We start from the raw sequence: 12,645 nt of genomic DNA, 5'->3' as shown, positions 1-12,645 counted from the left end.
GAGCCGCACGTGCCCGTCCCCGAGCCACCGCGCGAGCCGCACTCCGCGCCGCAGCACGAGCCGCACTCCGCGTCGCGGTACGGACCGCGGCCCGCGCCCCAGCCCGAGCTGGTCCGCGTCGACGGCATCGTGCGGGAGGCCTCCGTGCCGGCCCTCGTGCCGCCGCCCCGCCGCGGCTCCCTCGCCGACCTGCCCTACGACACCGCCCGCGCCGAACCCGCCGTCCCGCTCTTCTCCCGCAAGGATCCCGACGGCACCTGGACCGACGTCAGCGCCGCCGCCTTCGCCGCCGAGGTGCACTCCGTCGCCAAGGGGCTCGTCGCCCAGGGCCTGCGCCCCGGCGACCGCCTCGCCCTGATGGCCCGCACCCGCTACGAGTGGACCCTGCTCGACTTCGCGGCCTGGGCCGCCGGACTCGTCACCGTCCCGCTCTACCCCACCTCCTCGGCGTACCAGGTCCGCTGGATCCTCCAGGACTCCGGCGCCGCCGCCTGCGTCGTCGAGGACGCCGCCCAGGCCCGGCTCGTCTCCGGCGAACGCCGCCAACTGCCCTCCCTCGGCCAGCTCTGGGTGCTCGACACCGGCGCCGTCGGCCAGCTGCGGGCCGCCGGAGCCCGGGTCGCCGACGAGGCCGTCACCGCCCGCCGCGGGCTGCTCACCCCGCAGACCCTCGCCACCCTCATCTACACCTCCGGCACCACCGGCCGCCCCAAGGGATGCGCCCTCACCCACGCCAACTTCCTCGCCGAGGTCGACAACGCCGTCGCCCTCCTCCACCCCGTCTTCCGCTCGGCCACCAAGGAACCCGCCTCCACCCTGCTCTTCCTGCCGCTCTCCCACGTCTTCGGGCGGATGGTCGCCATCGGCTGCGTCCGCGCCCGGGTCCGGGTCGGGCACGCGCCGAGCGTCGAGGGCGACGGACTCCTCGCCGACCTCGCCTCCTTCCGGCCCACCTTCCTCCTCGCCATCCCCTACGTCCTGGAGAAGGTCTTCCACACCGCCCGCGCCACCGCCGAACGCTCCGGCCGCGCCGCCGCCTTCGACCGCGCCGCAAGGATCGCCGAGCGCTACGGACAGAGCACGGCCGCCGCCGCCCGCCCCGCCCTGGGCCTGCGGGCCGCCCACGCGCTCTACGAACCGCTCGTCTACAAGCGCATCCGGGCCGTGCTCGGCGGCCGCGTCCGGCACGTCATCAGCGGCGGCTCCCCGCTCGGCGCCCGGCTCGCCGAGTTCTACTCCGGCGCCGGCATCGAGGTCTACGAGGGGTACGGCCTGACCGAGACCACCGCCGCCACCACCGTCACCCCGCTGCACGGACCGCGCCCCGGCACCGTCGGCCGCCCGCTGCCCGGCACCGCCGTGCGGATCGCCCGGGACGGCGAGATCTGGGTCCGGGGCGGGCACGTCTTCGCCGGCTACTGGGACTCCCAGCGCGGGGTCGCCCTGCCGTACACCGACGAGGGCTGGTTCCCCACCGGAGACCTCGGTTCCCTCGACGACGAGGGCCATCTGCGGATCACCGGCCGCAAGAAGGACATGATCGTCACCTCCGCCGGCAAGAACGTCGCCCCCGCCCCGCTCGAGGACTGGCTGCGCGCCCACCCGCTGATCGCCCAGTGCATGGTCCTGGGCGACCACCGCCCGTACGTCACGGCGCTCGTCACCCTCGACCACGAGGGGCTGCTGCACTGGCGCCGGATGCGCCGCAAGGACCACCTCGCCCTGTGGGAACTCGTCCGCGACCCCGAACTCCTCGCCGTCGTCCAGCGGGGCGTCGACGACGCCAACCGGCTGGTCTCCCGGGCCGAGTCGATCCGCGCCTTCCGCGTCCTGAGCACCGAGTGGACCGAGTCGAGCGGCCACCTCACCCCGTCGCTGAAGCTGAAACGGCGGGCGGTGCTGCGGGACTTCGCCAAGGAGGTCGACGAGATGTACGACAACGGGCGCTAGGTCCTGTCCGGAAAGTGGCGTCGTTTGCCCGCAGGGCAGGGCTCGCGGTGTCTGGTGCGTGCGATCGCAAGGCGGAGGTGGGGGTACCTCCCCGGCCGCCAGGCCGAGGGGGCGGAGACATGGCTTGCCATGGCGACCGACGACAACGCGGCGTGGGGGCACCTCCCGTGCCCGCAGGGCTACGGGGGAGTGCGTGCCAGGCGCCGCGAGCCAGGCGAAACTTTCCGGACAGGGCCTAGGGCCAGAGGAGTTCGCGCGTCCAGCGCTTCCCGCCCTCGGCCCGGCGGTAGCGGAGCCGTACGTGCCGGCGGCGTTCGTCGCCCTGGAAGAACTCGACCTCCTCGGGCTCCAGCACGTAGAGCGTCCAGCTCTCCGCGTGCGCCTCCGGCTCCCGGTGGGCCCGGTCCCAGGCGGCCTCGCTCGCCCGGGCCAGCGCGTCGAGGGACTCCAGCGGCTCGCTCTGGTGGCCCACGAGCGCGGAGGCGAGCGCCCCGGGGGTGCGGGCGTGCAGGTCCGCGTACGCCTCCTCGGGCGTCCCGGTCACCACCCGGCCCCGCACCCGCACCTGGCGGCCGCGCACCGGCCAGTAGAAGACGAGCGCCGCCTCGGGCCGGGCGGCCAGCTGGCGGCCCTTGGCGCTGCCGGCGTGCGAGGCGAAGTGCCAGCCGCGGGCGTCCGCCCCGTGCAGCATCACGATCCGCACGTCGGGGCGCCCGGCCGCGTCGGCGGTGGCCAGGGACAGGGTGTGCGGCTCGACCGCGCCTGCTTCGACCGCCTCGGTGAACCAGCCGTGGAAGAGCGCCACCGGCTCCTCCGGCACGTCCGCCGGGTCGAAGCCAGGCAGCTCGGTGTCCCACACCCGCAGAGACCGCAGGGCCTCCTGAAAACGCCGTTCGTCGTCCATGGCGTCCATCATGGGCCCCCGGCCGCCCGCTCAGGCGCTCGCGCGGCCGGTCGCGTACGCCTCGTACTCCTTCAACGGGATCGCGTTCGCCGCCTTCTGGATGTCGTCGCGGATCTTCTTCGCGATCAGGTTCTTCCACGGGGTCCTCGGCAGCGTCCGCACCATGAACATGCGCAGGGCGATCTTCCACCGGGTGTCCACGACCATCTCCTTCACGAAGCCCTCCGCCATCCGCTGGTTGAGCTCGACGCCCGGCCGCATCACGCGCTCGTACTCCGCGAACGCCCGCCGGTGGTCGCCGCCCGCCGCCGCCAGCTCGCCCGCGAGGACGTACGCGCCGGTGAGGGCGAGCCCGGTGCCCTGGCCGGAGGCGGGGGAGGCGCAGTGGGCGGCGTCGCCGAGCAGCACGACCCGGCAGCGCGACCAGCGGTCCATCTCGATCAGGCTGATCGAGTCGAAGTAGAAGTCGTCGGCGTCCGCCGCGTGTCCGAGCAGCCGGGGGATCTCCCAGCCGTCGCCCGCGAACGCCTCGCCGAGCAGGCGCTTCTGGGTGGCGACGTCCCGGTGGTGATACGGGAGTTCCCCGGGCGAGCGGAAGACGAAGAGGTTCTTCGCGGAGCTCTCGCCGGCCGAGCTGTAGACGCACACCAGCTTGCCGGGCAGGGCGTGGTAGGTCTCCCAGCGGGTCAGCCCCAGGTGGTTGGGCGCGGTGTAGATGGAGATGTACGCGCCGAGGTGGCGCTTGAAGCGCCGCTCGTCGCCGAAGACCAGGCGCCGGGTGTTCGAGTGCATCCCGTCCGCGCCGACCACCAGGTCGAAGCGGCGCCGGGCGCCGCTCGCGAAGACGACGTCCACGCCGTCGCCGTCGTCGTCGAGCGAGGCGATGGAGTCGCCGAAGACGTACTCGACCTCGTCGCGGGTGCGCTCGTACAGGATGCGGGCCAGGTCGCCGCGCATGACCTCGTCGTCCCCCTCGGCCCGCCCGCCGAAGATGTCGGCGGGCAGCTCGCCGATGGTGCGCCCGGTGTCGTCGACGTACGAGCCGCCGGCCATGTCGGTGGAGTGGGCGCGGACCGCGTCGAGGATGCCGAGCCGGCGGCAGACCTCGATCGCGGTGCCGCGGATGTCGACCTTGTAGCCGCCGGCGCGCAGCTCGGGCGCGCGCTCGACGACGGTGGGGGCGAAGCCGTGGCGCTTGAGCTGGAGGGCGAGGGCCGGACCGGCGACGGAGGCGCCGGAGATCAGGACGGTGCGGGCAGCGCGCATGGCAGGACTCCTTGTCGGGTGACGCGGGGCGGGCCGCCCGGCCCCGCACCGACGACTATACGGATGTCCTACACGACTGTCTATGACGTATGTATAGATCGAGGGGATGGTGAGGCCCGGGGCTCGGCCCCGGGTCGGGGGCGGGCTCAGCCCCGGCCGAGCACCACCGTCCCCGAGGAGCAGAACCAGCCGCCCGTGCCCGAGGCCACCGCCAGCTCCGGCAGTGAGCCGTCCGGCCTGCGCACCTGGACGCCCGGCGCCTCGCCGCGCAGTTGTCGCACCGCCTCGACCAGCAGGAACAGGCCCCGCATCCCCGGGTGGCAGGCCGAGAGGCCGCCGCCGTCGGTGTTCACCGGGATGCGGTCCTTCTCCGCGAAGAAGGCCCCGCCCTCGCCCTTCGGGCAGAAGCCGAGGTCCTCCAGCGTCACCAGGGTCATGTAGGTGAAGGCGTCGTAGACCTCGGCCACCTCGACGTCCGCGGGCCGCACCCCGGCCCGTTCGAAGGCCAGCCGGCCGCTGACCGCCGCCGGCGAGACGGTGAACTCCGCCCACTCCGACATCGTGGTGTGCGAGACGTGCTCGCCCGTGCCGAGGATCCAGACCGGGGCCTTCGCCGTGTCCGGCACGTACTCCTCGGCCGCCAGCAGCACCGCGCAGCCGCCGTCGCTGCGGATGCAGCAGTGCAGCTTGGTGAACGGGTCGGCGATCATCGGGCCGCCCAGCACGTCGTCGACCGTGATCGGCTCGCGGAACATCGCCTCCGGGTTGTGCGCCGCGTTCGCCCGCGCCTCGACGGCGACCGCCGCGAGCTGCTCCAGGCTCGTGCCGTACTCGTGCATGTGACGGCGCGCGGCCATCGCGTACTTGGCGATCAGGCTGTGCCCGTACGGCACCTCGAACTGCAGCGGGCCGCGCGAGCCGAAGGAGAGGTTGCCCGTGCGGCGGCGCGCCCGGATGTCGGCGCGGGCGGTGGAGCCGTAGACGAGCAGCACCGCGTTCGCGTGCCCGGCGGCGATCGCGTCGGCGGCGTGTGCCGCCATGACCTCCCAGGTCGCGCCGCCGACCGAGGTGGAGTCCACCCAGCGCGGACGCAGCCCCAGGTACTCGGCGACCTCCACCGGGGCGAGGACGCCGAGGCCCGCCGAGGCGAGGCCGTCGATCACGGAACGGTCCAGGCCGCTGTCCGCGAGCGCGCGGCGGGCGGCCTGGGCGTGCAGGGCGTAGGGAGTGGCCTCGTCGACCCGGCCGCTGTCGGAGAGGGATATACCGACGACGGCGACGCGACGGCGGTCCCGTGATGTGGTGGGCATGAATCTGACGGTACATCAGATACGGCCGGATCCGGAGGGCCCCGGCGGGCCGTGCTTCCACCCCGCCCGGGATGCGGCCGGATCCGGAGGGCCCCGGCGGGCTGTGCTTCTGCCTGGCCGGGCCCTAATATGACGGCCCGTCAGATACGGAGGGGAGCCCCAGCCCATGGACAGCGCCGCCACCGACCCCGAAGAGCACCGGGAGATCCGCCGCACCCTGCGCGAACTCCTCGCCAAACGCGCCGGCCCCGCCGACACCCGCGCCGCCGTCGCCACCCCCGAGGGATACGACACCGGACTCTGGGCCACCCTGGCCGGCACCCTGGGCCTGCCCGGCCTCGCCCTCCCCACCGCCTACGGAGGAGCCGGCTGCGGACCCGCCGAACTCGCCCTCGCCTGCGAGGAGACCGGCCGCACCCTCACCCCCACCCCGCTGCTCGCCACCGGCGTCCTCGCCGCCCCGCTCATCGCCGCCCTCGGCACCGAACGACAGCGCTCCGCACTCCTGCCCCGGATCGCCGACGGCAGCCTGACCTGCGCCCTCGCCCTGCCCGGCGGCTCCCTCCCGCTCGCCCTCGGCCTCACCGGCGACAACACCGCCACCCCCTGGGCGGGCGGCGGCCGGGCCGGCGGCGTCCAGGCCGTCCCCGCGCCCGGCGGCGAGGGCTGGACGCTCTACGGCGAGGCCGGGCACGTCCTCGACGGACACAGCGCCGGACTGCTCCTCGTCGCCGCCCACGCCGGCGGCTTCCCGCGCAGCCGCACCCTGCTCCTCCTCGTCCGGACGGACGGCGCCGAACCGGTCCCCGGCCTCGTCCGCCGCCGCGAACCCACCCTCGACCTCACCCGCCCCCAGGCCACCGTCCAACTCCGCGACGTCGGCGCCGAACTGCTCGGCGAGGAACCCCTCGACGTCCCCGGAGCGCTCGCCGCCACCGGCCGCACCGCCGCCGTCATGCTCGCCGCCGAGGCCGTCGGAGCCGCCCGCGGCGCCCTCGACCGGACCGTCGAACACACCGCCACCCGCGAGCAGTTCGGCCGCCCCATCGGCTCCTTCCAGGCGGTCAAGCACCGCCTCGCCGACCTCCTCGTCCAGATCGAGTCGGCCCGCTCGCTCACCCGCTGCGCCGTCGCCGACGGCGACCCCGTCTCCGCCGGACTCGCCCTCGCCCAGGCCCTCGACGCCCAGCGGGCCGCCGCGGCCGAGACGATCCAGCTGCACGGCGGCATCGGCATCACCTGGGAACACGACGCCCAGCTGTACCTCAAGCGGGCGACCGCCGACGAACTCCTCTTCGGCCCCGCCGTACGGCTCCGGGCCCGCGCCGCCGAACGGGACGGCCTCCTCGGGGCGGACGGGGCGGTGGCCTGATGCCGGTCGGACTCCGCCTGATCCAGAAGGTCTCCTCGACCCGCGCCTTCGCGAAGGTCGCGCCCCGCGTCATCCCCGCCGTGGACCGCGCCGTGCACCGGCTCACCGGCGGAAAAGTGCTGCTCAGCGCCCGGATGCTGCCCGGCGTGGTGCTCACCGCGAAGGGCGCGAGGACCGGGCGGCCCCGGACCACCCCGCTCGCCTGCATGCCCGAGGGCGAGGGCAGCTGGCTGCTCGTCGGCTCCAACTTCGGGCGCCCCGGCCACCCCTCCTGGACCGCCAACCTGCTCGCCCACCCCGACGCCCACATCAGCTGGCGCGGCGAGACCATCGCCGTACGGGCCGGACTGCTCACCGGCGAGGAACGCGCCGAGGCCTGGCGGGCGGCGCTCGTCTTCTGGCCGCCCTACGCCACGTACCAGGCGCGGATCGAGCGCGAGATCCGCCTCTTCCGGCTGACGCGCGTGGGGCCCCAGGGGTGAAAGCAGAACGGCGGCGGTCTCCCGTACGACCTCGGGGAGGGGTACGGGACGACCGCCGCCGGCGCGACAGGACGGGTGAAGGGAGCTGGGGGCTGGGGCTGGGGGAAGGGGGAAAGGGGAGGGGCGGGGCTACTTCGTGGGCTTCTTGCCCGTGATCCCCAGGTGCACCAACAGGGCGAGGTTCGGCTTGAGTTCGGCCTGCTTCACGCCCCAGGTCTGGAAGCCCTTCTGGTGGCCGGCGACCGCGGCCAGCATCGCCACCAGCGAGCCCGCCATCGCCGCGGGGCTGACGTCCTTGTCGACCTTGCCCTTCGACTGGAGCTCCTTCACCGCGTCCGTCAGGGAGTTGGTGACCGAGTTCAGGATCTTCATGCGGATCTTGTAGAAGCGCTTGTCGCCCTCCGCGGCCCCGAGGTCCACCACCCGCAGGATCGCGTCGTGCTTGCGCCAGAAGTCGAGGAATCCCTCGACCAGCTCCTCGGAGGTCTGCCAGCCGGCCTTGCCGACCCAGGAACGCCCGGCGACCAGATCGGTCAACCCGGCGCCGTCCTTGGCCATTTCCTCCGCGATCTCGAGGACGGCACCCTCGACGTCAGGGAAGTACTGGTAGAACGTCGCGGGCGACGTACCCGCCTTCCGGGCCACGTCGATGACCTTCACGTCCCGGTAGGGCGAGGAGCTGAGCATCTCACCGAGGCAGTCGAGCAGCTTCTGCCGCGTCGCCTGGCCGCGTCGTCCGGCCACGCGGCCGTCGACGGTGCGTACTTGTCCTGTCATGCCGTCAGCTTACCGAGGGGTGATCGACGCGCGATTCGGCCGACTGCAAATGGGGTGCACCCCCGGCTGAGGGCCGCCGAGCGACCCCCGGAGCCCTGCCTCCGCGTGCTCCCCGCAGGCCGCCCCCCTCATAAGGCTTATGAACAGCCTGTGGACAACTTCGGTGGACAAGCCAGGCGGGACAAGGGCTCCAGCCACCCAAAGGGAACGTATGTTTCATTTCGGGCGGGTGCGGGGCGGGCGGAGCCGACCCATTCTGGTGGCATGGCCGCATTCGCACAGGGCACCCCCTGCTGGGTGGACGCGCAGCTCCCCGACCTCGAAGGGGGCAAGCGCTTCTACGGTGAACTTTTCGGCTGGAGCTTCGACCCCTCGCGCGACGAGGCGCTGCTCGACGGCCGGCGCGTGGCCGGGCTCGTGCCCAAGCGGGACGGGCGGATGCCGACCACCTGGACCGTCTACTTGGCCGCCGACGACGCCGGGGCGCTGGCCGCCCGGGTGAAGGCGGCCGGCGGACGGATGGTGATGGAGCCCTACCCGGTCGGCCCCTTCGGGGTGCTCGCGCTCGCCGCCGATCCCGGCGGCGCCGTGCTCGGGCTGCGCCAGGCCGGTGACGAGGACGGCTTCGAGGTCACCGGCGAGCCCGGCTCCTTCTGCTGGATGGAGGTCTACACCCGGCAGCCGGAGGCGGTCGACACCTTCTACGCGAAGGTCTTCGGCTGGCTCGGCCGCCAGGTCGACCCCGCCGAGGAGGGGCGCGCGGAGGGCTTCGACTACCGGGTGTGGTCCCCGCCCGGCTCCCGGCCCGGCGACGACACCGCCTTCGGCGGCCGGGCCGTGATCACCGACGCCTTCCCGGCCGAGATGCCGGGCCACGTCCTCGTCTACTTCGCCGTCCGCGACTGCGACGAGGCCTGCGCGACCGCCGTCCGCCTCGGCGGCCGGGTCGCCGAGGGCCCGGTCGACACCCCGTACGGGCGCGTCGCCGTCCTCCACGACAACCAGGGCGCCCGCTTCGCGGTCCTGGCCGAGCCGACCCCGGCCCCGGCCGCGGAGTCGGCGGCGGACCGGACCGAGGAGCGGACCGACGGCCGGACCGGGGAGCGGGGCGGGGAGCCGGGGGCGGGGCCCGGACCCGAGCCCGGACCCGAGTCCGGACCCGAGCCGGCGACTGAGCCGGCGACGGAGCCAGGGGCCGAGCCCGCCCCCGTACGGGACACCGGAACCGCCCCCGTACGGGAGCCAGGAACCGCCCCCGTACGGGAGTCCGGAACCGCCACGGAGCGAACGAATCCGGCCACGGAGCGCGGCGACACGCCCCCCGCCCCGCGCTCCGATATGCGATAGGACACCCCGATCCGCCCCCGGGTTCGCAACCACCGCCCCGGACAGGAACAATCAGGGGCCACGGGGCCGTAATCTCATGGCCCTACGGGGAGGTGGCAGGCAAGTGGAGCAGCTGACGCAGCACGACCCGAGAAGGATCGGGCCCTTCGAGGTGCTGGGCCGGCTCGGCGCGGGCGGAATGGGCCTCGTCTATCTCGCGCGCTCGGCGTCCGGGCGGCGCGTGGCGATCAAGACCGTGCGGACGGAGCTCGCCGAGGACCAGCTGTTCCGGGTCCGCTTCACCCGGGAGGTCGAGGCCGCGCGCGCGGTCTCCGGCTTCTACACCGCGGCCGTCGTCGACGCCGATCCGCGCGCCGCCGTGCCGTGGCTCGCGACGGCGTACGTGCCCGCGCCCTCGCTCGAGGAGATAGTGAACGAGTGCGGGCCGCTCCCGGCCCAGGCGGTGCGCTGGCTCGCGGCCGGCGTCGCCGAGGCCCTGCAGTCCATCCACGGCGCCGGCCTCGTCCACCGCGACCTCAAGCCCTCCAACGTCCTCGTGGTCGAGGACGGCCCCCGGGTGATCGACTTCGGCATCGCGTCGGGCGTCTCCAACACGCGCCTGACCATGACCAACGTCGCCGTCGGCACCCCCGCCTACATGTCGCCCGAGCAGGCCCGCGACTCGCGCAGCGTCACCGGCGCCAGCGACGTCTTCTCGCTCGGCTCCATGCTGGTCTTCGCGGCCACCGGCCACGCCCCCTTCCACGGCGCGAACCCGGTCGAGACCGTGTTCATGCTGCTGCGCGAGGGCCCGGACCTGGAGGGCCTGCCCGACGAGCTGCGGCCGCTGATCGACGCCTGCATGCAGATGGACGTGGCCCAGCGCCCGACCCCGGCCGACCTCCAGGCCATGCTGGCCCCGCACCTCTTCGGCTCGGGCGAGGACGACAGCGGCACCGCCGCGGCCTGGCTGCCGCAGCGCGCCGTCGCCATGATCGAGACCCGCCGCGGCGGCCGCCCCGCCCCGCCGGCCCCGGCGCAGCCGCCGATGCCGCCGCGCCCGCCGCGCGAACCCGCCGCGCCGGGCGGCGACCCGCGCTTCCCGGGCGGGCGGCACGCCGGTCCGGCCGGCGACTCCGCGCCGGTGTCCGCGCCCGTGTCGGTGCCGGCCTCCGCGCCCGTGTCCGTACCCGCGTCGACGCCGTCCGCGGACCCCGGTCCGGTACGTCTGGCCGGCGCCGCGCTGCCGATCGGCCCCGGCCCGCGGGTGGCCGACACCCGCACCGCGCTCCGGGTCGGCCCCGGCTCCTCCGCCGACACGGCCACCGGCTGGATCCGGCCGCCCGGCGGCGGCGCGAACGGCGCCGAGCCGGGCCCGCCGCCCGGCTCCCGCCCGCTGCCCGGCCCGTCCCGCGCGCCGGAGCCGGCCACCCCGGCGCCCGAGGGGCCCGGGCACTGGCGGCCGTGGCGCTTCCGCATGTCGAACGACGTGTGGGGCACCCCGGTGGTCGACGGCGACCTGCTCTACGTGACCTCCTTCGAGGTGCACGCGCTGGACACGGCGAGCGGCCGGCGCCAGTTCAAGACCCGGGACGTCGCCTGGTCGATGGCGGTGTCCGGGGGCCGCATCCACGCCTCGGACGGCCCGACGCTGTACGCGCTCGACGCGCAGGACGGGAGCGAGCGCTGGCGGCTGCACACGGACGCCTGGGTGTACTCCCTCCGGGTGGACCGGGGCACCGTCGTCACCGGCACCCGCGGTGGCGGCGTCCAGGCCTGGGAGGCCTCCAACGGCGCCAAGCTGTGGGAGATCACCGGCGCCCAGACCGACTTCGAGACGCCCGAGGGCGGGCCCGCCGTGCACGGCGACACCGTGTACGTGTGGCGCGACGCCCGGCTCGTCGCGCTCGACGCCCGCACGGGCACGGAACGCTGGTCGTACCCGGTCGGCGACGCCGCCTCCTGCGCCCACGTGCCGGTGCGGGTGGCACCGGCCGAGGACGGCTGCGTGTACGTCTCCGCCGGCACCCGCGTGCTGTCCGTGGACATCGCGAGCGGGCACGTGCGCTGGCACTTCGAGGCCCCGGCCGTCTTCCTGTCGCCGCCGGCCTTCGCGCCCGGCCCGGCGGTCACCGGCGGCGGCGTGTACCTCGCCGACCACCTGGGCACGGTGTACGCGCTCGACGCGACGACCGGCAAGGACCGCTGGCGGATCGCGACCGAGCCGCGCCAGTCGACCGAGCCGGTGCTGGTCGCGGCGGGCAACGTGCACGTGGGCAGCGGCAGCGCGCTCTACACCCTGGACGCGGTCACCGGCACCCCGAAGTGGCGGTTCGCGGCGGGCGGCGAGCTGATCGGCGCCCCCGTCGTCGCCGACGGCCGGGTGCACTTCGGCTCCGCCGACCACGTGCTGTACACGCTGGACGCGAGCGGTGGGCAGCTGCGCTGGAAGCTGGCGACCGGCGGCGAGATCACCGGCTCGCCGGTGGCCCGCAACGGCGTCGTGTACGCGTGCAGCAAGGACCGCTGCGTGTACGCGCTCGACGCGGTGAAGGGCACGGCGACCAACCGCGGCAGCGCCTGACCCCCGATCACCCCCCGGTGGCCCGTCGCCCCGTCCCTCGCCGGTCTTCGTCCGTCCCTCGTACGGGTGACTAGGTCCGGTCCTCCGGGGGCGGGCTGTCCGGCGGGCCGTCGGACGGTCGGGTCGCCGGGCCGTCGGTCGGTCGGGTCGCCGGGCCGTCGGACGGTCGGGTGGCCGGGCCGTCGACGCGGGTGGCGTGCGGTTTGGGGCGTCCCGACATGACCAGCGCGCCGAGCAGCAGCAGGACGCCGCCGCCGAGGGCGAGCGCGACGCCGGTGCCGAGGCCGCGCCCGTCGGAGCCGACGCCGATGCCGTCCTCGACCTGGCCGACCCGGACCATCCACAGGACGGTGAAACCGAGCACGACCAGGCCGGCGAGGGCGACCGGCCAGCGGCTGCGGATGACGACCCCGACCAGGGTCAGCAGCGCGGCGAAGGCGAAGGGCAGCAGGATCGAGCCGATGACCTCGGCCCTGGCGTCGGTGATGCCGGTGAAGAGGTCATCGATCCGATAGGTGCGCCCATGACGGCCGTCGTACCAGGCACGGAAGGGGCTCCAGACGGCGGCCGTCGCTCCGGCGAGGGCCAGGACGGAGCCGACGACGTTACGGATCACCGGTCGGCCTCCTTCGGGTGCGGCTCCAGCGGATCCGGCTCTCGCTGTCGACGCTACG

The 12,645-nt window shown here is 74.7% G+C and carries 9 protein-coding genes and 1 pseudogene; 5 read left to right on the top strand and 5 right to left on the bottom strand.

Annotated elements, in window-relative coordinates; translation table 11 throughout:
- The first annotated feature begins 108 nt into the window (after window positions 1–108).
- Window positions 109–1,950, top strand: a complete 1,842-nt coding sequence (locus ACIGW2_RS31850; protein ID WP_399847589.1) for an AMP-dependent synthetase/ligase — start codon at window positions 109–111, stop codon at window positions 1,948–1,950.
- Between the two features lie 235 nt (window positions 1,951–2,185).
- Here the strand turns inward: ACIGW2_RS31850 and ACIGW2_RS31845 are convergent, their stop codons facing one another.
- The 3 genes from ACIGW2_RS31845 to ACIGW2_RS31835 form a co-directional block, all read right to left on the bottom strand.
- Window positions 2,186–2,854 (bottom strand): pyridoxal 5'-phosphate synthase, encoded by a 669-nt coding sequence (locus ACIGW2_RS31845; protein WP_399847490.1) that lies wholly within the window; start codon window positions 2,852–2,854, stop codon window positions 2,186–2,188.
- Between the two features lie 30 nt (window positions 2,855–2,884).
- On the bottom strand, window positions 2,885–4,120 hold the full coding sequence (locus tag ACIGW2_RS31840) for an FAD-dependent monooxygenase (RefSeq protein ID WP_399847489.1): 1,236 nt from the start codon (window positions 4,118–4,120) through the stop codon (window positions 2,885–2,887).
- Window positions 4,121–4,266: 146 nt separating this feature from the next.
- Window positions 4,267–5,430, bottom strand: a complete 1,164-nt coding sequence (locus ACIGW2_RS31835) for a thiolase C-terminal domain-containing protein (RefSeq protein WP_399847487.1) — start codon at window positions 5,428–5,430, stop codon at window positions 4,267–4,269.
- Window positions 5,431–5,596: 166 nt separating this feature from the next.
- Here ACIGW2_RS31835 and ACIGW2_RS31830 point away from each other — a divergent pair, with 166 nt between their 5' ends.
- Window positions 5,597–6,802: an acyl-CoA dehydrogenase family protein gene (locus tag ACIGW2_RS31830; RefSeq protein WP_391654772.1), complete on the top strand. Its 1,206-nt coding sequence runs from the start codon at window positions 5,597–5,599 to the stop codon at window positions 6,800–6,802.
- Window positions 6,802–7,284 carry a nitroreductase family deazaflavin-dependent oxidoreductase gene (locus ACIGW2_RS31825; protein ID WP_391654771.1) on the top strand — a complete coding sequence of 161 codons (483 nt, stop codon included), beginning with the start codon at window positions 6,802–6,804 and terminating at the stop codon, window positions 7,282–7,284. Before ACIGW2_RS31830 ends, ACIGW2_RS31825 begins: the two co-directional genes overlap by 1 nt.
- A gap of 129 nt (window positions 7,285–7,413) precedes the next feature.
- Here ACIGW2_RS31825 and ACIGW2_RS31820 read toward each other — a convergent pair whose 3' ends face one another.
- Window positions 7,414–8,061, bottom strand: a complete 648-nt coding sequence (locus tag ACIGW2_RS31820) for a TetR family transcriptional regulator (protein WP_356064688.1) — start codon at window positions 8,059–8,061, stop codon at window positions 7,414–7,416.
- Window positions 8,062–8,325: 264 nt separating this feature from the next.
- Between ACIGW2_RS31820 and ACIGW2_RS31815 the strand changes: the two are divergent.
- Together ACIGW2_RS31815 and ACIGW2_RS31810 are read left to right on the top strand one after the other, a co-directional pair.
- A pseudogene (locus ACIGW2_RS31815) lies at window positions 8,326–9,102 on the top strand (VOC family protein); the annotation flags it as partial.
- A 382-nt stretch (window positions 9,103–9,484) separates the two neighbouring features.
- Window positions 9,485–11,971: a PQQ-binding-like beta-propeller repeat protein gene (locus ACIGW2_RS31810; protein ID WP_391654770.1), complete on the top strand. Its 2,487-nt coding sequence runs from the start codon at window positions 9,485–9,487 to the stop codon at window positions 11,969–11,971.
- Between the two features lie 70 nt (window positions 11,972–12,041).
- Here the strand turns inward: ACIGW2_RS31810 and ACIGW2_RS31805 are convergent, their stop codons facing one another.
- Window positions 12,042–12,587 carry a hypothetical protein gene (locus ACIGW2_RS31805; RefSeq protein WP_399847484.1) on the bottom strand — a complete coding sequence of 182 codons (546 nt, stop codon included), beginning with the start codon at window positions 12,585–12,587 and terminating at the stop codon, window positions 12,042–12,044.
- Between the last annotated feature and the right edge of the window lie 58 nt (window positions 12,588–12,645).

This window comes from Streptomyces sp. NPDC053541 (assembly GCF_044544705.1).
In the GTDB taxonomy this organism is placed as follows: Bacteria; Actinomycetota; Actinomycetes; order Streptomycetales; family Streptomycetaceae; genus Streptomyces.
The sequence above is the reverse complement of the archived record's forward strand: the minus strand, read 5'-3'. Positions and strand labels throughout refer to the sequence as shown.